We start from the raw sequence: 19,978 nt of genomic DNA, 5'->3' as shown, positions 1-19,978 counted from the left end.
CCATGTCGACCGTCTTCAATTTCACCTTCGTGCCCTGGTTCCGCTCCGTCGCGCCCTACATCCACACGCACCGTGGCAAGACCTTCGTGGTCGGGCTCGCGGGCGAGGCGATCGCGGCCGGCAAGCTCCAGAGCATCGCGCAGGACCTGGCCCTGATCCAGAGCATGGGCGTGAAGATCGTGCTGGTGCACGGCTTCCGCCCGCAGGTCAACGAGCAGCTCGCCGCCAAGGGCCACGAGGCCAAGTACTCGCACGGCATCCGCATCACCGACGCGGTGGCGCTCGATTCGGCCCAGGAAGCCGCGGGCCAGCTGCGCTACGAGATCGAGGCCGCGTTCAGCCAGGGCCTGCCGAACACGCCGATGGCCGGTTCGACGGTGCGCGTGATCTCGGGTAACTTCATCACCGCGCGGCCCGTGGGCGTGGTCGACGGCGTGGACTTCAAGCATTCGGGGCTGGTGCGCAAGGTCGACTCGGCCGGCATCCGCCGCACGCTCGATTTCGGCGCGATGGTGCTGATGTCGCCGTTCGGCTTCTCGCCCACCGGCGAGGCCTTCAACCTCACGATGGAGGAAGTCGCGACCAGCGTGGCGATCTCGATCCAGGCCGACAAGCTGATCTTCCTGACCGAGACCCCGGGCATCCGCATCCACAGCGAGTTGCCCGAGAGCGAGGACAACCCGATCGACACCGAGCTGCCGCTGGACGCCGCCGAGAAGCTGCTGGCCGCGCTGCCGCCGGCGCAGAAACCCACCGACACCGCCTTCTACCTGCAGCACTGCGTGAAGGCCTGCAAGGCCGGCGTGGAGCGCAACCACATCCTGCCGTTCGCGCTCGACGGCTCGCTGCTGCTCGAGATCTACGTACACGACGGCGTGGGCACCATGGTGATCGACGAGAAGCTCGAGAGCCTGCGCGAGGCCTCGGTGGACGACATCGGCGGCATCCTGCAGCTGATCGAGCCCTTCGAGCGCGACGGCACGCTGGTCAAGCGCGACCGCACCGAGATCGAGCGCGACATCCACCAGTACACGGTGGTCGAGCACGACGGCGTGATCTTCGGCTGCGCGGCGCTCTATCCCTATCCCGAGGCCAAGACCGCCGAGATGGCCGCGCTCACCGTCTCGCCGCAGTCGCAGGCCCAGGGCGACGGCGAACGCATCCTCAAACACATCGAGCACCGCGCCAAGGCCATGGGCATCGAGAGCCTGTTCGTGCTCACCACCCGCACCATGCACTGGTTCCTCAAGCGCGGCTTCCAGCAGGTCAACCCCGACTGGCTGCCCGAGGCGCGCAAGCGCAAGTACAACTGGGACCGCAAGAGCCAGGTGCTGGTGAAGAAGATCTGAACCCTTCCATCGATTCCGCCCGCGAGAAACCATGACGCTCACCACCGCCCTGCTGTTCTGCATCGTGGCCCTGGCCGCCATCGCCACGCCCGGCCCCACCGTGCTGCTGGCGCTGAGCAACGGTTCGCGCCGCGGCGTGCGCGGCGCGCTGCCGGGCATGTTCGGCGCGATGCTGTCGGACTTCGTGCTGGTGGGCGCGGTGGCGCTGGGCCTGGGCGCGCTGCTCGCGGCCTCGGAATTCTGGTTCTCGATGCTCAAGTGGGTGGGCGCGGCCTACCTCGCCTGGCTCGGCATCCGCATGCTGCGCTCGAAGGGCGGCAGCTTCGAGCGGCCCGCCGAGGGCGCGGCCGCCGCGCCGGGCAGCGGCCGCCAGGTCTTCTTCAAGTCCTTCCTGGTGGCCGTGACCAATCCCAAGGGCTACCTGTTCTGCTCGGCGCTGCTGCCGCAGTTCATCGATCCCGCCGCGTCCCAGGGCATGCAGTACGCGATCATCGCGGTGCTGTTCGCGGGCCTCGACATGGCCGTGATGCTGGTCTACGCCTTCGTCGGCGCCAAGGCGATGCAGCTGCTGACCGCACGGGCCGCGCGCTGGATCGACCGCACCTGCGGCGCGATGCTGCTGGCGCTGGCCGGCTCGCTGGCCTTCTACCGCCGCGCCACGCCCTGAGCCCGCGCCGGGGCGGCGGCGGCCCGTGTCGCCGATAATCGCGCCCCATGAATCCCCTGCTTTCCAGGCTCCAGCCCTATCCCTTCGAACGGCTGAAGCAGCTGTTCGCCGGCGTCACGCCGAACCCCGACCTGAAGCCCATCAGCCTCGGCATCGGCGAACCCAAGCACGCGACACCCGAATTCATCAAAGAGGCCCTGAGCGCCGGCCTCGGCGCGCTGGCCGCCTACCCCGCCACCGCCGGTGACCCGAAGCTGCGCACTTCCTTCACCGACTGGCTGCAAAAGCGCTACGGCCTGGCGCTCGACCCGGCCACCCAGGTGCTGCCGGTCAACGGCTCGCGCGAGGCGCTGTTCTCGCTGGCCCAGACCGTGATCGACCCCAGCGACCGCGACCATCCGCCGGTCGTGATCTCGCCCAATCCCTTCTATCAAATCTACGAGGGCGCGGCCTTCCTCTCGGGCGCCGAGCCCTACTACGCGCCCAGCGTGCCCGCGCGCAACTTCGCCGTGGACTGGGACAGCGTGCCCGAGGCGATCTGGCAACGCACCCAGCTGGTGTTCGTCTGCTCGCCCGGTAACCCCACGGGCGCCGTGATGCCGCTGGACGAATGGCGCAAGCTGTTCGAGCTGTCGGAGCGCCATGGCTTCGTGATCGCCTCCGACGAGTGCTACAGCGAGATCTACTTCCGCGACGAGCCGCCGCTCGGCGGGCTGGAAGCGGCCGCCAGGCTCGGCCGTGGCGACTTCAGGAACCTGGTCGCGCTGACCTCGCTGTCCAAGCGCAGCAACGTGCCCGGCCTGCGCAGCGGCTTCGTCGCGGGCGATGCCGAGATCCTCAAGAAATTCCTGCTCTACCGCACCTACCACGGCAGCGCCATGAGCGGCATCGTGGCCGCGGCCAGCATCGCCGCCTGGGGCGACGAGGAACACGTGGTGCACAACCGCGCGATGTACCGCGCCAAGTTCGCGGCCGTCACGCCGCTGCTCGAGCCGGTGCTCGACGTGCGCCTGCCCGACGCCAGCTTCTACCTCTGGGCCGGCGTGCCCGAAGTGTGGGCCGGCGACGACGAAGGCTTCGCCCGCGCCCTTTACGCTCAATACAATGTCACGGTTTTGCCGGGGAGCTATCTGGCACGCGACACGCATGGCCCGCAGGGCGGCGCCCCCGTCAACCCGGGCAAGGGCCGCATCCGCATGGCGCTGGTGGCCGAGACCGCCGAGTGCGTCGAGGCGGCCGAGCGCATCGTGCGCTTCGTGCAGGGCGGCCGCTGATCCTGCCTCTCCCCGCCCCCGATTTTTCGCTTCTTCATCCGAGAGTCCTCATGACCCAGCAACTGCAACAAATCATCGACGCCGCGTGGGAAGACCGCGCCAACATCTCCGCCAGCGCCTCCTCGGCCGAAGTGCGCGATGCCGTCGAGCACGTGATCGTCGAACTCAACAACGGCAAGCTGCGCGTGGCCACGCGCGAAGGCGTGGGCCAGTGGACGGTGCACCAGTGGATCAAGAAGGCCGTGCTGCTGTCGTTCCGCCTCAAGGACAACGAGCAGATCCAGGCCGGTTCGCTCGGCTTCTACGACAAGGTGCCGACCAAGTTCTCGCACCTGTCGGCCAGCGAGCTCAAGGACTCGGGCGTGCGCATCGTGCCGCCGGCCGTGGCCCGCCGCGGCAGCTTCATCGCCAAGGGCGCGATCCTGATGCCCTCGTACGTGAACATCGGCGCCTACGTGGGCGAAGGCTCGATGGTCGACACCTGGGCCACCGTGGGCTCGTGCGCGCAGGTCGGCGCCAACGTGCACCTGTCGGGCGGCGTGGGCCTGGGCGGCGTGCTCGAGCCGCTGCAGGCCAACCCGACCATCATCGAGGACAACTGCTTCATCGGCGCGCGCTCCGAAGTGGTCGAAGGCGTGATCGTGGAAGAGAACTCGGTGCTCGGCATGGGCGTCTACATCGGCCAGAGCACCCCGATCTTCAACCGCGACACCGGCGAGATCTCGTACGGCCGCGTGCCCAGCGGCAGCGTGGTGATCAGCGGCAACCTGCCCAAGAAGACCAAGACCGGCCAGGACTACAGCACCTACGCCGCGATCATCGTGAAGACGGTCGACGCGCAGACGCGCTCGAAGACCAGCCTCAACGACCTGCTGCGCGACTGATCGAACGGCGGCCGAAGGGGGCCGCCTTTTTCCTGTCCCACCAAGAGTGCCACGACGGCACCGCCGAACGACCGAGGAGAAGGAGAGCGACGATGAACATGATGGAGCGGATTCTTCGGCTGATGGCCGAGCGCAAAGCCTCCGACATCTACCTGTCGGCGCACTCCCCGGTGCAGATCCGCATCAACGGCGTCTGCGTGCCGATCAATGCGCAGGTGCTGCCGCCGGCCGCGCCGCTCGCGCTGCTGGCCGAGGTGGTGCCGCCCGCGCGCATCCAGGAGCTCGAGGCCAACGGCGAGCTCAACATGGCGGTGGGCATCGAGGGCGCGGGCAACTTCCGCATCAGCGCGATGCGCCAGCGCGGCACCTACGCGGTGGTGGTGCGGCACATCGCCTCGGTCATCCCGGGCTTCGACGAGCTCAACCTGCCCGACATCCTGAAGACCCTCATCATGGAGAAGCGCGGGCTGATCCTGATGGTGGGCGCCACCGGCGCCGGCAAGACCACCACGCTGGCCTCGATGCTCGACTACCGCAACGAGCACGCCAGCGGCCACATCCTCACGGTCGAGGAACCGATCGAGTTCACCTACACCAACAAGCGCTCGCTGGTGAACCAGCGCGAGGTGGGCAGCGACACGCAGTCGCTGCAGACGGCGCTGAAGAACGCGCTGCGCCAGGCGCCCGACGTGATCCAGATCGGCGAGATCCGCGACCGCGAGACCATGACCGCGGCCATCGCCTATGCGCAGTCGGGCCACCTGTGCGTGGCCACGCTGCATGCCAACAACAGCTACCGCGCGCTCAACCGCGTGCTGAGCTTCTTCCCGGTCGAGGTGCGCCCCACGCTGCTGGGCGACCTGGGCTCGGCGCTGCGCGCCGTCGTCTCGCAGCGGCTGCTGCGCACGCCCCAGGGCGCGCGCGTGCCGGCGCTCGAGGTCATGCTCAACACCGCGCTGGTGGCCGAGCTGATCGAAAAAGGCGACTTCTCGGGCGTCAAGGAAGCGATGGAGAAATCCATGGCCGAAGGCTCGCAGACCTTCGAGGAAGACATCGCGCGCCTCGTGATCGAGGAGCGCATCACCCGCGAGGAAGGGCTGGCGCATGCCGATTCGCCCACCAACCTCATGTGGCGCCTGCAGAACCGCCAGGCGCCCAAGCCCCAGGCCGACGAGCGGCACCTGACCGACCAGCTCGACGAGCCCACCTTCACCGACATCACGCTCGACGTGAAATTCTGAGAACCGCTCCCCCGATGTCCCGCACGCTCCAGCTCGCCGAACAACTGATCTCGCGCCCTTCCGTCACCCCCGACGACGCGGGCTGCCAACAGATCCTGGGCGAGCGGCTCGCGCGGCTGGGCTTCGCGCTCGAGACCATCGAGAGCGGTCCGGCGGACTTCCGGGTCACCAATCTGTGGGCGGTGCGCCGCCCGGCCGACGCCTCGGCCGCCACGAAGACGCTGGTGTTCGCGGGCCACACCGACGTGGTGCCCACCGGCCCCGTCGAGCAGTGGACCAGCCACCCGTTCACGCCCACCCACCGCGACGGCAAGCTCTATGGCCGCGGCGCCTGCGACATGAAGACCTCGGTGGCCGCCTTCGTGGTCTCGATCGAGGAGTTCCTGCAGGCCGTGCCCGATCCGCGCCTGACGCTGGCGCTGCTGCTCACCAGCGACGAGGAAGGCCCGGGCGTCGACGGCACCGTGGTCGTGTGCAATGCGCTGGCCGCGCGCGGCGAGAGGCTCGACTACTGCATCGTCGGCGAGCCCACGGCCGTCGAGCGCTGCGGCGACATGATCAAGAACGGCCGCCGCGGCACCATGAGCGGCAAGCTCACGATCAAGGGCGTGCAGGGCCACATCGCCTACCCGCACCTCGCGAAGAACCCGGTGCATGCGGTGGCGCCCGCGCTGGCCGAGCTGGTCGCGATCAACGCGGCCGGCGGCTGGGACGCCGGCAACGCCTGGTTCCAGCCCACGAGCTGGCAGATCAGCAACTTCCACGCGGGCACCGGCGCGAGCAACGTGATCCCGGGCAGCGCGGTGATCGACTTCAACTTCCGTTTCTCGACCGAGTCCACGCCGCAGGCGCTGCAGCAGCGCGTGCAGGCCGTGCTCGACGCGCATGGCGTCGACTGCACCCTGGCCTGGACCGTCGGCGGCCTGCCCTTCCTGACCACGCCGGGCGAACTGGTCGCGGCCGTGCAGGGCGCGATCCGCGACGAGACCGGCATCGAGACCGAGCTGTCGACCAGCGGCGGCACCAGCGACGCGCGCTTCATCGCCAAGGTCTGCCCGCAGGTGGTCGAGCTCGGCCCGGTGAACGCCAGCATCCACAAGATCGACGAGCACATCGAGGTGGCCGAGATCGAGACGCTGAAGAACATCTACCTGCGCACCCTGAAGCAGCTCGACGCTGCCCTCGCGGCATGAAGACCGTCATCGCGCTGATCGAAGCGGGCGCCGAGCAACTGGAGCAGGCCGGCGTGGCCTTCGGCCATGGCACGGCCAACGCCTTCGACGAAGCGGCCTGGCTGGTGCTGTGGCGCCTCAAGCTGCCGCTCGACGAGCTCGACGCCGTGGCCGACACACCGGTGGCGCCGGCCGACGCGGCCAAGGTCGAGGCGCTGATCGCCGAGCGCATCGCGAGCCGCAAGCCCGCCGCCTACCTCACGAAGGAAGCCTGGCTGCAGGGCGTGTCCTTCTATGTCGACGAGCGCGCCATCGTGCCGCGCAGCTTCATCGCCGAGCTGATCGCCGACGGCTCCATCGACTACTGGCTCGGCGAGCACACGCAGCGCGTGCTCGACCTGTGCACCGGCAACGGCAGCCTCGCGGTGCTCGCGGCGCTGACCTATCCCGAGGTGAGGGTGGACGCCGCCGACCTGTCGGTGGCGGCGCTCGAGGTGGCGGCGATCAACGTCACGCGCCACGCGCTCGATGCGCGCGTGAGGCTGATCGAGTCCGACGGCCTCGCGGCCACGCCCGGCCCCTACGACCTGGTGCTGTGCAACCCGCCCTACGTCAACAGCCAAAGCATGGCCGCCCTGCCCGCCGAATACCGCGCCGAGCCCGAGCTGGCGCTGGCCGGCGGCACCGACGGCATGGATTTCGTGCGCCGGCTGTTCGCCGACGCGCCCGCGCGCATGAGCGAGCACGCGGTGCTGGTGCTGGAGATCGGCAACGAGCGCGAGCACTTCGAGACGGCGTTTCCGCAGCTCGAGGTGGTGTGGCTCGAAACCTCGGCCGGCGACGACCAGGTGCTGCTCGCCACCCGTGCCGCGCTGGCGGCGCTCGCGCCATGAGGGCCGGCGCCGGCGTGCGTTAGCTGCGCTCGACCGCAACCCCTTCCTCCTTCTTCTCGCGGCCATCGGCCGCGAATCCCGGTTTTCGGGCGAGTTTTCCGCGCCTTTGTCCCTTGTCGCCAAGACGCAAGGGCCGGGCGGGATAATCGCCCCCACGGTTCCTCTCTCATGATCACTCTCAAGAACGTCATTCTTCGCCGCAGCGCCAAGGTCCTGCTCGACGGCGCCACCGTCACCCTCAACCCCGGCGAGAAGGTCGGCCTGGTGGGACGCAACGGCGCGGGCAAGTCCACCCTGTTCGCGCTGCTCAACGGCACCCTGCACGAGGACGGCGGCGATTTCTCCGTGCCCAAGCAGTGGCGCATGGCGCAGGTCGCGCAGAACATGCCCGAGACCGAGGAGTCGGCCACCGACTTCGTGGTCGGCGGCGACACCCGCCTGGTCGAGCTGCGCGAGGCGCTCGCGCTGGCCGAGACCGCGCACGAGGCCGATCCCGACGACGCCGACGCGGGCATGGCGCTCGCGCATGCCTACACCGACCTGGCCGATGCCGGCGAGCACGATGCCGTGCCGCGCGCGCAGGCGCTGATCCTCGGCCTGGGCTTCAAGGCGCACGAACTCGACGCGCCGGTCAACAGCTTCTCGGGCGGCTGGCGCATGCGGCTGCAGCTCGCGCGCGCGCTGATGTGCCCGAGCGACCTGCTGCTGCTCGACGAACCCACCAACCACCTGGACCTCGACGCCCTGGTCTGGCTCGAAGCCTGGCTGCAGCGCTACGCGGGCACCATGATCGTCATCAGCCACGACCGCGAGTTCCTCGATGCCGTGACCGACGTGACCCTGCACATCGCCAACGCCCAGCTCACGCGCTACGGCGGCAACTACAGCAAGTTCGAGGACATGCGCGCGCTGCAGATGGAGCAGCAGCAGCAGGCCTTCACCAAGCAGCAGGACAAGATCGCCCACCTGCAGAAGTTCATCGACCGCTTCAAAGCCAAGGCCAGCAAGGCCAAGCAGGCCCAGAGCCGCGTGAAGGCGCTCGAGCGCATGGAGCGCGTGGCGCCGCTGCTGGCCGAGGCCGACTTCAGCTTCGAGTTCAAGGAGCCGGGCAACATCCCGAACCCGATGCTGTCGATCAGCAACGCGAGCTTCGGCTACGAGATCGAGAACGAGGAGCCCAAGACCATCCTGCGCGGCGTCAACCGCTCGGTGCTCGCGGGCCAGCGCATCGGCATCCTGGGCGCCAACGGCCAGGGCAAGTCGACGCTGGTGAAGACCATCGCGCGCGAGATGGGCGCCCTGGCCGGCCAGGTCACCGAGGGCAAGGGCCTGAACATCGGCTACTTCGCGCAGCAGGAACTCGATGTGCTGCACCCCGAGAGCAACCCGCTCGAGCACATGGTGCGGATGGCGCGCGAACTCGGCAGCAGCGTGAAGGAAGCCACCGGCGAACAGGCGCTGCGCGGCTACCTCGGCAGCTTCAACTTCAGCGGCGACATGGTGAAGCAGCCCGTGGGCACCATGAGCGGCGGCGAGAAGGCGCGCCTGGTGCTCGCGATGATGGTCTGGCAGCGGCCCAACCTGCTGCTGCTCGACGAGCCCACCAACCACCTGGACCTCGCCACGCGCGAGGCCCTGGCGGTGGCGCTCAACGAATTCGAGGGCACGCTGATGCTCGTGAGCCACGACCGCGCGCTGCTGCGCTCGGTCTGCGACGAGTTCTGGCTCGTGGGCCGCGGCGTGGTCGGCGACTTCGACGGCGACCTCGACGACTACCAGCGCTACCTGCTCGACGAGGCCAAGCGGCTGCGCGAGGAGGCCAAGGTGGCGAACGCGGCGGCGGCCGCGGCCCCTGCGCCCGCCCCCGCGCCGATCGCCGCTCCCGCACCGGCGCCCGTCGCAGCGCCCGCGGCCTCGTCGCGCAACCTGCAGCAGCGCAAGCAGGACGCCCAGGAGCGCCAGCAGCGCAGCGAGCAGGCCAAGCCGCTGAAGCGCGAGCTCACGAAGATCGACGAGCGCATGGCCGCGGCCGGCAGCGAGCGCAGCGCGCTCGAGGCCCGGCTGGCCGAGCCGCTGCCGCCGGCCGAGATCGCCGACGCCGGCAAGCGGCTCAAGGCGCTCAACGACGAGATCGGCCAGCTCGAGGAACGCTGGCTCGCGCTGTCGGACCAGCTCGAAGCCCTGAGCGCGTGACTAGCCTGTAACGCCAGTAACGCCTGCAGGCCTTGAACCACCGCCCGGGCGGACCATCTATCGGAAGATCCCCATCCATCCGACGACCACCCGGGAGGTGCACCGCATGCCATCCGCCATCGAACTGGCCCAGGGCGACGAGAAGCTGATCGCCGCCATCCTGCGCAGCCGGCGCCTGCTCGGACGCAAGGCGCTGATGGCCGCGGCCGCCAGCGCCGTGCCGCTGCCGGGTGTGGACTGGATGGCCGACGCCGCCCTGCTCTCGCGGCTGGTGCCGCAGATCAGCGCCGAATTCGGACTCTCGGTGACCCAGATCGACCGCCTCGGCACGCACCAGCGCGAGCGCGTGCAGAAGGCCGCCACCACCGTCGGCGCGCTGCTGGTCGGCCGGCTGGTCACACGCGAGCTGCTGCTTAAGCTCGCGCGCCATGCCGGCATGCGGCTCACGGCCAAGCAGGCCACCAAGTACGTGCCGATCGCCGGACAGGTGGTGTCGGCCGCCCTCGGCTATGCCGCGCTGCGCGCGCTGGGCGAACAGCACATCAAGGATTGCGTGCGCGTGCGCACCGCGCTCGCGCTGCCGCCCGCCGAAGCGCCCGCGTCCGCCTGAGCGCTTCGCGGTCGGGCGTGGTCAGCGCCAGGGCCACGCCGACCGCCAGGCCGAAGCCGCCCAAGCCCAGCGCCAGCATGTCGCCGGCCTGCAAGCCCACGCAGATCACGGCCACCGACACCAGCATCAGCAGCCCGCGCAGCGCGCCCTCGAACTCGAGGCCCGGCGCGGCTTCGCGGCGCATGGCTCAATCGCGGTGCATCGCGGGCCAGGGCAGCGGGCCGCGCGGGAAGGGCCGCAGCACCACCGGGGCCGCCGGTCGGCGGCGGGACGAGCTGCCCGACCTGGCCGGCGTCGGCGCCGGCGCGGACGCTGAGGCCGGGGTCGCGGGTGTCGATTCGGAGGCCGCGTTCTCGACCGGCGCGCTGCGCGACAATGGCCGGCCCCGGCCCGGCCCTGGCGCCACCGGTCCTTCCTTGAGCTGCTGCTCGTAGGCGGCGAGCAGCGCGTCGTAGGTGCGCAGCATCACGTCGCGCTCGCCGTAGCGTCCGATCTTGCTGATGGTGGGTTGCGGAATGCCGGTCCGTTTCTGGATCTGCTTCTGCGTAAGTCCCATGGCGCGCAGCGCCAGTACGAGCTCTTGTGGCTTCATGGCTGACTCCCTTTCGCTTATTCTAGAGTCGATATAGAATATTCTCTCGGGATTAAATCTGCGGCTATGGAAGACTCCCTAGCCGCACGAGCACTGGCGGCTCGCCTCTACGCCGACATGACGCAAAGGGCAGCCGAGGACAAATCGGGGGTCCGGCAATCGGACATTTCGAAGATCGAACGCGGCGAGACCCTGCGCCCTTCGGGCTTGCTGCAGCTTGCTCTCGCCTATCGCTGCGATCCGGTGTGGCTGGCCACCGGCGAAGGGCGCGCCCCCTGGGAAGAGGCCGCCCTGCCGCGCTCGGCCAACATCACGGGCGAACCCGACGGCTCCTACCGCGTGACCCGCGTGCCGCCGCCGATCCCCTTCTACCGCCCCGGCACGCCCGGTACCGTGCCGCTGATCAGTTGGGAACAGGCCGCCACCTGGACCGGCCCCACCATCCCCGAACCGACGCCGCCGGCTCCGCCCCCGTTGCCACTGAACGTGCGCGAGCTGCGCAAGGGCAAGCTGCCGCCCGCGCCGCCACCGCAACCGGTTCCGGCCGAGATGTGGATTCCCTGCGTGAGCCGCCACAGCGAGCTGGCCTATGCGCTGCGTGTGCGCGGCGACAGCATGACCGCGCCCAGCGGCCACCTGAAGAGCTATCCCGCCGACGCGATCATCTTCGTCGACCCGCAGCGCGTGCAGCCGATGGACGGCGAACGCATCATCGCGAGGCTCGACGCCAGCGGCGAGGTCACCTTCAAGGCCTTCAAGCAGGAGGACGGCCGGCGCTGGCTGCAGCCGCTCAATCCCGCGCACGAACCGATCCGGCTCGCGTTCACCGTGCTGGGCACGGTCATCGGCAAGTGGGAAGACGAGGACTGAGTCGAGCGCCGCGGCGAGAAGAATGAGCCCAGGATGAGCATCCCTCCAGGAATGCGAAACGGCGCGCGCGGTCAGGTTGCATGCAGGTTCGCAGAGCACATTAAGGGCTCTCCCTGTGACCTGTACCTCTGATCCTCCCTCCTCCGCAGGTCACCTTCCAGCCCGCCTCGTGCGGGCTGTTTTTTTTCCGCGACGCCTTGCGTCCAGCGTCATCGTTCTGCCATCGCACCCCCGAAGAATCGGGCCCGGTCTTCCCTGACCGCGACCTGACTTCACGATGCAAAGAACATGACAAAAGCCTTCCCCGCGATTCCCCTCGACCTGCCCCAGCGCCGCGCCTTCCTGCGCCAGAGCTTCGCCACCGCCGGTGCCGTCACGCTGCCCGCCTTCCTCGCCGCCTGCGGCGGTGGCGGCGACGGCGTGGCCTTCCCGCCGATCGGCGCCCTGCCGCCGAGCCCGCCGCCCGCGGGCGAGCCGCCCGCACCGCCGCCGGCGCCGCCCGTGAAGAAGAGCCCGTTCGCCGAGTTCTCCGCGCTGCAGGCCGCCGACGCCAACGGCGTGATGCTGCCCAAGGGCTTCAGCTCGCGCATCGTCGCGCGCTCGGGCACCGCGGCCGCGGGCAGCTACGCATGGCATGCCGCGCCCGATGGCGGCGCGGTCTATCCGGGCCCCGACGGCGGCTGGATCTACCTGAGCAATTCGGAAGTCAGCAAGACCGGCGGCGTCGGCGCGCTGCGCTTCGACAAGAACGGCGTGGTCGTCGATTCGTACGCCGTGCTCAAGAACACCTCCACCAACTGCGCCGGCGGCCCCACGCCCTGGGGCACCTGGCTCTCGTGCGAAGAGCATTCGAGCGGCATGGTGTGGGAGTGCGATCCCGCCAAGCCCTGGGTCGATGCCAGCAGCGCGCCCAGCCTGCCCGCGCTCGGCCTCTATGCGCACGAGGCCGTCTGCGTGGACCCGGTCCACAAGACGCTCTACCTGACCGAGGACGCATCGGGCGGCCGCGTCTACCGCTTCGTCTGCGACGCCAGCGACTGGCCCGAAGGCGCGGCGCGTCCCGCCATGAAGAGCGGCCGGCTCGAAGTGCTCAAGGTCAAGGGCATCGTGAACGACGTGGACCTCGCCGCGCCCGACTACGCCAAGCTCAAGGACTACGGCACGCCCCAGCCCGTGGAATGGCTCGACGTGATCAATCCCGAGAAGGCGCAGGCCGGCGTGCGCAGCGCCATGCGCACCGGCGGACTCACGCCGCCCGGCGCCATCTTCACCAAGGCCGAGGGCATCTGGTTCTTCAACGGCATCGTCTATTTCGTGACCTCGTTCAATGCCCGCATCTGGGCCTACGACACGTTGAACCAGACGCTCGAGGTGATCTACGACGGCAAGGACAAGGACCCGGCCACGCATTCGATCGACGAGCCCGACAACCTCACGATCTCGGCGCTCGGCGACATCCTCGTGGCCGAGGACGCGGGCAACCTCGAGATCGGCGTGCTGCGCATCGAAGCCGGCACCTCCCAGCCGCTGATGCGCCTCGTGGGCCACGACGACAGCGAAGTCACCGGCCCCGCCCTCTCGCCCGACGGCACGCGCCTGTACTTCAGCTCGCAGCGCGGCACCAGCGGCTCGAGCAACGGCGGCATCACCTTCGAGATCACGCTGCCTTCGCCCGCGAAGTAAAGCGGCACGGCGGTTCATTCCTGCGAGCAGTCTTGGCCCGGTTCGTCCGGGCTTTTTTTCGTCCGCGGCGATATGCCAGGGCGCATCGCCCTACGCACGCGCGCGCCATGCCGCCGCATACTCGGCCCATGAACGCTCCTTCCGACCGCGTGCGGCGCGTCTACCTCGCCGGCCCCGATGTCTTCAGCGCCGATGCCACGGCGCGCCTGCAGCGCCTGGTCGAGGCCTGCGAGGCACGCGGGTTCGAGGCGCTGCCGCCGGCCGAGGACGCGAGCGGCCCGGCCACGCCGCCGGCCGAGGTGGCGCAGGCGATCTACGACACCAACATGGCGCTGCTGCGCCGCGCCTCGGGCGTGATCGCCGACCTGTCGCCGTTCCGCGGCACCGAGCCCGATTCGGGCACGGTGTTCGAGGTCGGGGTGGCGATCGCGCTGGGCTTGCCGGTGGTGGGCTACGGCATTCCCGAGGGCAGCTATGCGGCGCGCGTGGAAGCGGCACTGCCCACGCGGCGCGAGGCCGACGGCACGCTGCGTGACGCGAACGGCATGGCGGTCGAGGGTTTCGAGCTGCCGCTCAACCTGATGCTGGCCTGCTCGATCCGCATCGCGCGCACGGCCGAGGAAGCGCTCGACCTGTTGCAGCAGCGACTGGGCTGACTCAGCGGCCGCCCGCGGCGGTCGTGATCATGCGTTCCATCAGCGCGAGCAGCGGCTGCTCCATCATCGGCAGCACCAGCGCGATGCCGGCCAGGCCCGCGGTCAGCGTGACCGGGAAGCCGATGGCGTAGATGTTCATCTGCGGCGCCACGCGCGAGACGATGCCCAGCGTGAAGTTGACGAACAGCAGGAGCCCGATCATCGGCAGCGCAATCCACATCGCGCTCGCGAACAGGTCGGTGCCCAGCTCGTGCATGCGCGTGCGCGCCAGCGCCTGCAGCAGGCTGCCGCCGACGGGGAAGGCCTCGAAGCTGCGGATCACCGCCATCAGCACCGTGAGGTGGCCGTTGATCACCACGAAGAACAGCACCGCGATGTTGCCGAAGAAGCGCGATACGGCACTGGTCTGGCCGCTGCTCACGGGATCGAAGAAGGAGGCGAAGTTAAGGCCCATCTGCAGGCCCACGAGCTCGCCCGCGAACTCCACCGCCGCGAACACCATGCGCACCGAGAAGCCGATCGCCATGCCGATGCCCACCTGCTGCACCAGCGTGCCGAGCATCGCGGCGTCGTTGAGGCCGATCATCGGCGGCGTGTCCAGCGTGGCCTGCGCGCACAGCGCGACCATGAAGGCCAGCCCGATGCGCGCGCGCACCGGAAAGGCACGCGAGGAGAAGACCGGTGCGGTGGTGAACACGCCCAGCACGCGCAGGAAGGGCCACAGCACGGGCGTGACCCAGGCCATGAGCTGGGCTTCGGTGAAGGTCAGCACGGCAACGGAAGAAGACGCGCTACAGCACCATCTGCGGAATCGACTCGATCACGCGGCGGATGTAGTCGACCAGCGTGGCGAGCATCCACGGCCCGGCCAGCGCGAACACCGCCACGGCCGCCACCAGCTTGGGCACGAAGGCCAGCGTGGCCTCGTTGATCTGCGTGATGGCCTGGAAGATGCTCACGACCAGGCCCACGACCAGCACCACCAGCAGCACCGGCAGCGACACGGTCAGGAGCATGACCAGCGCTTCCTGCCCCATGGTCAGGACCATCTGCGCGTTCATGTGGCGAAGCTCGCGGCGAGCGAGCCGATCAACAGGTTCCAGCCGTCCGCGAGCACGAACAGCATGAGCTTGAACGGCAGCGCGACCAGCACCGGCGACAGCATCATCATGCCAAGCGACATCAGCACGCTCGAGACCACGATGTCGATCACCAGGAACGGGATGAAGATCATGAAGCCGATCTGGAACGCCGACTTGAGCTCGCTGGTGGCGAAGGCCGGGATCAGCACGCGCATCGGCGCGGTTTCGGCCTTGACGTCGGCCGGCAGCTTGGCCAGCCGCGCGAACAGCGCGAAGTCGCTCTGGCGCGTCTGCTTGAGCATGAACTGGCGCATCGGCGTCTCGGCGCGCTTGAGCGCCTCCTCGAAGCCGATGGCATTGGTGCTGTAGGGCTTGTAGGCCTCGTCGTAGACGCGGTCCAGCGTGGGGCCCATCACGAACACCGTGAGGAACAGCGACAGGCCGATGATCACCTGGTTGGGCGGCGCCGACTGCGTGCCCAGCGCCTGGCGCAGCAGCGACAGCACGATCACGATGCGCGTGAAGCCGGTCATCATCAGCACGATGGCCGGCAGGAACGACAGCGCGGTGAAGAACAGCAAGGTCTGCACCGGCACCGAGAAGCTGGTGCCGCCGCTGCCCGAACCCACCAGCAGCGGCAGTTGGCCGCCGGCCTCCTGCGCGAGGGCGAACGCGGGCGCGAGCAGCGCGAGGGCCGCGAGGGCCTTAGCGCGGCAATTGCGCATGCGGCACCTCGGAAGACGCGGCCGGCAGCGTGTGCAGGCAGGTGATCGACTGGCCGGTCACGCCCAGCACCAGCCAGGTCCGCGCGCCCTCGGGGCCGACCTCGACCGTCACCACGCGCTGCTGCGGCCCGACCGCCACGGCCGACAGCAGGCGCGAGGCGGAACCGCCCGCGCCGGCCGGACCGAGCCCGCGGCGCTGCTGCAGGCGGCGCAGCACGAAGGGCACGGCGCAGATCAGGCCGATGAAGACGACGATGGTGAGCAGGCTCTGCGTCATGGAGAAGAACGGAGGGAAAGCCGCCTCAGACCCGGTTGAGCCGGCGCAGCCGCTCGGCCGGCGCGACCACGTCGGTCAGCCGGATGCCGAACTTGTTGTTGACCACCACCACCTCGCCCTGGGCGACGAGGTAGCCGTTGACCAGCACGTCCATCGGTTCGCTCGCGAGCGTGTCGAGCTCCACGATCGAGCCCTGGCCCAGCTGCAGGATCTGCTTGATCGGCACCTTCTTGCGGCCCAGCTCCACCGAGAGCTGCACCGGGATGTCGAGCACGCGCTGGATGTCCTGCAGTGGCGCCGCGCCCGAAGCGGCGGCGCCCGCGGGCACTTCCTCGAGCGCCTCGGCCCAGCCGCCGGCCGCGTTGTCTGGGGTGGCTTGATCAGTGGACATGTGAACCTCCAAGCCAGTGCGGGTCGTCGCCGCGCAGGCATTCGTCGATGCGCAAGGCGTAGCGCGCGTTGTGGGTGCCGTAGTGGCAGATGAAGACGGGGGCGCCCTCGACCGAGGCCACCAGCTGCGGCAGGCGGTCGAACTGGATGAAGTCGCCGGGCTTCATGCTCATGAGCTGCGCCACCGTGACCTCGGGATGGGCCAGCTCGGCCACCAGCGTGACCTCGGCGGCCTGGATCTCGCGCGTGAGCATGGTCACCCAGCGCCGGTCCTCGGCCATCTCGCGCGCCTGCTGCGCGCCGTAGAGCACCGAGCGGATCGGCTCCAGCGAGGCATAGGGCAGGCAGACGTGGATGTGGCCCGTGACGCCCGCCACGCTGACCTTGATCAGGTTGACCAGCACCGTGTCGCCGGGCGCGGCCACGTCGACGAACTGCACGTGGGTCTCGGAGCGGTCGGGCACCAGCTTGAGCGGATACACGTCCTGCCAGGCGCTGTTGTAGGCATGGCAGATCGCGCCGAGCGCGCGCTGGATCACGCGCTGCTCGGTCGGCGAGAAGTCGCGGCCCTCGATCGGCGCATGCACCGTGCCCGAGCCGCCGTACAGCGCATCGACCAGCGCCGAGATCAGCGTGGCCTCGCAGACCACCAGCGCGCGGCCGCGCAGCGGCGGCATCGCCACGATGTTGAAGTTGGATGGCAGCGGCAAGGCGCCGAGGAAATCGGAGAAGCGCAGCAGCTGCACCGGCTCGATCGCGATGTCGGCGCTGCGGCTCACGAGCTGGAACAGGCCCTGGCGCAGGTTGCGCGCGAAGCGGTCGTGCACCACGTCGAGCGTGGGCATGGGGCGGCGCACCAGCCGCTCCTCGCCGGCCGTGATGTCGTAGTCGCGCGCGGCCGCGTCGGCCATGCGCTCGGCGGTGTCGGTGGGGGCGGCCGCCTCGGGCGCGGCCTCGGTGTCCTGTTCGCTGCTGCTCATGGGCGCTTCGGGCTCACTGCACGATGAAGCTGGAGAACAGCACGCCGCGCACCGGGCCGTTCGCGCGCGGCTTGCGCGCGCGCGGCGCCTCGTCGTCGATGGCGCGCGCCGCGTCGGGGTTGAGCACACGCGTCACCTCGATCATCACGTCCTCGGCCAGCTTCTCCTTGCCGTCGCGCTTGAGCAGTTCCTCGGAGGTGCGCTGCGACACCAGCATCAGCATCCGGCTGCGCACCACGGGCATCAGCGTCTTCAGCCGCGCGGCGGTCTTCTCGTCCCGCACGTCGAGCGTCATGCCGATCTGCGCGACGCGTTCGCCGCCCGGGTCGGCCAGGTTCACGATCAGGTTCTCGAGCGCGAGGTAGGTGGCGTCCGCATGCTTGGCATCGGGCTCGGGTTCCGCATCGGCGGCGGCGGCCGGTGCCGCGGCGCCGGTCTTGTTGAGGAAGAACCAGGTACCGCCCGCGGCCGCGCCGCCGGCCAGCAGCACGGCGACGACGATGCCCAGGACGAGCTTCATCCGGCCCTTGGGCGGCGGCGCGGCGGTGGCCGTGGCGGAGTCGGCGGCTTTGGCGGACACGGTGGATTTCCTTGGGGGCACGGACGGCGGCCATCGCCGTCCTCGTGCGGTCGATTATTCGATCGCGAGGGCCGCGGGAAGGGCCGGAAAAAAGGGGGGAAAACCGCTCAGACGTACAGATCGAGCGCGCGCCCCGCCGGCAGCGACGCACGCGCAACGACCGGCGCGGGCGCCGAGGCGGAGGCCGCGCCGAGCCGCGCGACGCCGCGCACCACGCCGCGCGCATCGGGCCGCCCTTCGCCCTCGCCGCGCTGCTGCGTGCCCGCGGACTGCGCATCCACGGTCACGCCCGACAGCAGCAGCCCCTCCTGTCCGAACAGATCCTTGAGCTGCGCCGCGGCCTGGCCCAGCATCTGGCGCACCTCGGGCTGGTCGCTGCGGAACGCGATCTGCGCCTCGTTGCCCTGCACCTGCACGCTGAACGACACGGTCTGGCCCGGCGCGAGCTCGAGCGAGACCTCGGCGCCCTGCGACTTCTGCGCCAGCCACCAGCTGACCTGCTCGGTCATGCGGTCGGCGAGCACGGCGCCACCGGCCGAGGCGGCGGCGGACGCGGCATCGACGGGCGCCATCCAGGCCGACGATGTCGAGGCGGAGGAGGACGCGCCCGCCGTCGCGCTGCCGGGATCGGCGAGCGTGCCGGTCGCGCTGCCGCGCTCGGTGCTTCGCTCGGCGCGGCGCGGCGCGGCCACGGTGGCGACGGTTTCCGTCACCGCGGCCTGGATCGTTCGCGCCTGCGCGGACAGCGAGGCGGCGGCGAGTTCTTCCTTCGGCGGCAGGGTCTGCGATGGCGCGGTGCGCGGCGGCGCGGCCGCGGCATCGGCCGCCGCCAGGTTCGCCAGGCGCTGCGCCGTGCTGCGCGCGGTCGCCGTGGCATTCGGCCTGGCGGCGGGCGCGGCGGGCACATCGACAGCGGCGTCCTGCGTGGTGCCAGGCGTCGTCGGCAACGCGGGCATGCCCTTGGCGGGCTTCGGTCCCGCTCCGGCGCCGTTCACGGCATCGACAGCGGCCTCGGCCGTGGCGACGAGCGCGTCCCCCGCCTTGCCCTCGCGGCTAACGAAGGCGCCCTGCGCCAGCAGCATCCAGGGCTCGACGGCCGGCTGCGTGGTTGCGGGCACGGGCGCGCCGGCAAGCGCCTCGTCGGCCTTCTCGTCCTCGTTCGCGGCACCCGCGGTGGGTGTCTTCACGGGCCTCGAAGCGCCCTCCTCGCCGGCCGCTTCCGCCGCCTCCGAGGCCTGGGACTCATTCGCGCCCTCGAGCGCCCGGTCGAAGGCATCGGCCGCGCCGCCTTGCTCGCGCGCGGCCGGCGCACGCGCGGGCAGCAAGGGATCGGCGCCCGTGCGCGCGACTTCGACGCTCATCGCCATTCCTCCGTGCGTTCCTGGTGTCGGCGGTGCTGCAGCGCCGCCTGTTCGTCCGTCTGCTTCTGCGCGCGCCGGTCGGCCTGCAGCTGCAGCTCGCGTTCGCGCGCCTGCACCAGTTGGCGCAGGCTCTCGAGTCGTGCCTCGGCCTCGCGCACCGGCACGGCCGCGCGCTCCACGCCCTGGCCGAGCTCGCGCACGATGCCGGTCTGCAGCGCGATCGCATGGTCGAGCCGCTCCATGAACTGGTAGTGGTGGCGCATCAGCTCGGGCGTGCAGTTGAGCGAGCGCGTGGCCCAGCGCGCGGTGCATTCCTGCGCGTAGCTCTCGAGCTGGTCGAGCTGCACCTGGCCCGCGAGCCACTTCTGCCGCGCCTGCGCGAGCAGCTGCACCGCGGCATCGCGCCGGTCGCGCGCCATGTCGGCGGCAATCTCTAGACCGCTCATCGAAGTACCTTCGTGCTTCGCACTGCGGTGCGAGCTTGCTTGGGGCGGCCCGG

At 70.0% G+C, this 19,978-nt stretch carries 23 protein-coding genes; 12 read left to right on the top strand and 11 right to left on the bottom strand.

What is annotated here, in order from left to right:
• Positions 1-2: 2 nt before the first annotated feature.
• The 9 genes from argA to BM109_RS07175 all read left to right on the top strand — a co-directional run bounded on the left by argA (position 3) and on the right by BM109_RS07175 (position 10,283).
• Positions 3-1,349, top strand: a complete 1,347-nt coding sequence (gene argA / locus BM109_RS07215) for an amino-acid N-acetyltransferase (RefSeq protein ID WP_093341712.1) — start codon at positions 3-5, stop codon at positions 1,347-1,349.
• Between the two features lie 31 nt (positions 1,350-1,380).
• Positions 1,381-2,016 (top strand): LysE family translocator, encoded by a 636-nt coding sequence (locus tag BM109_RS07210; protein WP_093341709.1) that lies wholly within the window; start codon positions 1,381-1,383, stop codon positions 2,014-2,016.
• A 47-nt stretch (positions 2,017-2,063) separates the two neighbouring features.
• Complete coding sequence (dapC, locus tag BM109_RS07205; protein ID WP_093341707.1) at positions 2,064-3,290, top strand: succinyldiaminopimelate transaminase; 1,227 nt, start codon at positions 2,064-2,066, stop codon at positions 3,288-3,290.
• A 50-nt stretch (positions 3,291-3,340) separates the two neighbouring features.
• Positions 3,341-4,174, top strand: coding sequence for a 2,3,4,5-tetrahydropyridine-2,6-dicarboxylate N-succinyltransferase (gene dapD / locus BM109_RS07200; RefSeq protein WP_093341706.1), 834 nt, complete (start codon positions 3,341-3,343; stop codon positions 4,172-4,174).
• 92 nt (positions 4,175-4,266) lie between these two features.
• Entirely contained in the window at positions 4,267-5,415 is a 1,149-nt protein-coding gene (locus tag BM109_RS07195) for a PilT/PilU family type 4a pilus ATPase (protein WP_093341704.1), read from the top strand.
• 14 nt (positions 5,416-5,429) lie between these two features.
• Positions 5,430-6,608 (top strand): succinyl-diaminopimelate desuccinylase, encoded by a 1,179-nt coding sequence (dapE, locus tag BM109_RS07190; protein ID WP_093341703.1) that lies wholly within the window; start codon positions 5,430-5,432, stop codon positions 6,606-6,608.
• Positions 6,605-7,480 carry a 50S ribosomal protein L3 N(5)-glutamine methyltransferase gene (gene prmB / locus BM109_RS07185; RefSeq protein WP_093341701.1) on the top strand — a complete coding sequence of 292 codons (876 nt, stop codon included), beginning with the start codon at positions 6,605-6,607 and terminating at the stop codon, positions 7,478-7,480. The genes dapE and prmB overlap by 4 nt, the downstream gene beginning before the upstream one ends.
• 168 nt (positions 7,481-7,648) lie before the next feature.
• The gene (locus BM109_RS07180) at positions 7,649-9,673 is read left to right on the top strand and encodes an ABC-F family ATP-binding cassette domain-containing protein (protein WP_093341699.1); all 2,025 of its coding nucleotides are present in this window, start codon (positions 7,649-7,651) and stop codon (positions 9,671-9,673) included.
• Between the two features lie 106 nt (positions 9,674-9,779).
• Positions 9,780-10,283, top strand: coding sequence for a hypothetical protein (locus BM109_RS07175; RefSeq protein WP_093341697.1), 504 nt, complete (start codon positions 9,780-9,782; stop codon positions 10,281-10,283).
• Here the strand turns inward: BM109_RS07175 and BM109_RS07170 are convergent.
• Entirely contained in the window at positions 10,216-10,467 is a 252-nt protein-coding gene (locus BM109_RS07170; RefSeq protein WP_093341696.1) for a hypothetical protein, read from the bottom strand. The two genes, BM109_RS07175 and BM109_RS07170, sit on opposite strands and share 68 nt — an antisense overlap.
• A 3-nt stretch (positions 10,468-10,470) precedes the next feature.
• The gene (locus BM109_RS41475; RefSeq protein WP_218159362.1) at positions 10,471-10,875 is read right to left on the bottom strand and encodes a helix-turn-helix domain-containing protein; all 405 of its coding nucleotides are present in this window, start codon (positions 10,873-10,875) and stop codon (positions 10,471-10,473) included.
• Positions 10,876-10,941: 66 nt separating this feature from the next.
• Between BM109_RS41475 and BM109_RS07160 the strand changes: the two genes are divergently transcribed.
• The 3 genes from BM109_RS07160 (at position 10,942) to BM109_RS07150 (ending at position 14,084) form a co-directional block, all read left to right on the top strand.
• Positions 10,942-11,745, top strand: a complete 804-nt coding sequence (locus tag BM109_RS07160) for a helix-turn-helix domain-containing protein (RefSeq protein WP_256222412.1) — start codon at positions 10,942-10,944, stop codon at positions 11,743-11,745.
• 288 nt (positions 11,746-12,033) lie between these two features.
• On the top strand, positions 12,034-13,428 hold the full coding sequence (locus BM109_RS07155) for an alkaline phosphatase PhoX (RefSeq protein ID WP_093341693.1): 1,395 nt from the start codon (positions 12,034-12,036) through the stop codon (positions 13,426-13,428).
• A gap of 128 nt (positions 13,429-13,556) precedes the next feature.
• Positions 13,557-14,084, top strand: coding sequence for a nucleoside 2-deoxyribosyltransferase (locus BM109_RS07150; RefSeq protein ID WP_093341691.1), 528 nt, complete (start codon positions 13,557-13,559; stop codon positions 14,082-14,084).
• Position 14,085: 1 nt separating this feature from the next.
• Here the strand turns inward: BM109_RS07150 and fliR are convergent, their stop codons facing one another.
• The 9 genes from fliR to BM109_RS07105 form a co-directional block, all read right to left on the bottom strand.
• Complete coding sequence (gene fliR, locus BM109_RS07145; RefSeq protein WP_057591753.1) at positions 14,086-14,856, bottom strand: flagellar biosynthetic protein FliR; 771 nt, start codon at positions 14,854-14,856, stop codon at positions 14,086-14,088.
• Positions 14,857-14,875: 19 nt separating this feature from the next.
• Entirely contained in the window at positions 14,876-15,145 is a 270-nt protein-coding gene (fliQ, locus tag BM109_RS07140) for a flagellar biosynthesis protein FliQ (RefSeq protein ID WP_057591754.1), read from the bottom strand.
• The gene (gene fliP, locus BM109_RS07135) at positions 15,142-15,891 is read right to left on the bottom strand and encodes a flagellar type III secretion system pore protein FliP (RefSeq protein ID WP_093341689.1); all 750 of its coding nucleotides are present in this window, start codon (positions 15,889-15,891) and stop codon (positions 15,142-15,144) included. The genes fliQ and fliP overlap by 4 nt, the downstream gene beginning before the upstream one ends.
• Positions 15,872-16,168 carry a FliO/MopB family protein gene (locus BM109_RS07130; RefSeq protein ID WP_093341687.1) on the bottom strand — a complete coding sequence of 99 codons (297 nt, stop codon included), beginning with the start codon at positions 16,166-16,168 and terminating at the stop codon, positions 15,872-15,874. The genes fliP and BM109_RS07130 overlap by 20 nt, the downstream gene beginning before the upstream one ends.
• A 25-nt stretch (positions 16,169-16,193) precedes the next feature.
• On the bottom strand, positions 16,194-16,559 hold the full coding sequence (fliN, locus tag BM109_RS07125) for a flagellar motor switch protein FliN (protein WP_093341686.1): 366 nt from the start codon (positions 16,557-16,559) through the stop codon (positions 16,194-16,196).
• Positions 16,549-17,538: a flagellar motor switch protein FliM gene (gene fliM, locus BM109_RS07120; RefSeq protein ID WP_093341684.1), complete on the bottom strand. Its 990-nt coding sequence runs from the start codon at positions 17,536-17,538 to the stop codon at positions 16,549-16,551. The genes fliN and fliM overlap by 11 nt, the downstream gene beginning before the upstream one ends.
• 13 nt (positions 17,539-17,551) lie before the next feature.
• Positions 17,552-18,118, bottom strand: a complete 567-nt coding sequence (gene fliL, locus BM109_RS07115) for a flagellar basal body-associated FliL family protein (RefSeq protein ID WP_256222411.1) — start codon at positions 18,116-18,118, stop codon at positions 17,552-17,554.
• Between the two features lie 107 nt (positions 18,119-18,225).
• Positions 18,226-19,479 (bottom strand): flagellar hook-length control protein FliK, encoded by a 1,254-nt coding sequence (locus BM109_RS41755; protein ID WP_093341682.1) that lies wholly within the window; start codon positions 19,477-19,479, stop codon positions 18,226-18,228.
• Positions 19,476-19,925: a flagellar export protein FliJ gene (locus BM109_RS07105; RefSeq protein ID WP_093341681.1), complete on the bottom strand. Its 450-nt coding sequence runs from the start codon at positions 19,923-19,925 to the stop codon at positions 19,476-19,478. The genes BM109_RS41755 and BM109_RS07105 overlap by 4 nt, the downstream gene beginning before the upstream one ends.
• Positions 19,926-19,978: the final 53 nt, after the last annotated feature.

The sequence above is a fragment of the Variovorax sp. PDC80 genome, assembly GCF_900115375.1.
Taxonomy (GTDB): Bacteria; Pseudomonadota; Gammaproteobacteria; order Burkholderiales; family Burkholderiaceae_C; genus Variovorax.
This window is presented reverse-complemented; position numbering and strand designations above follow the sequence as displayed.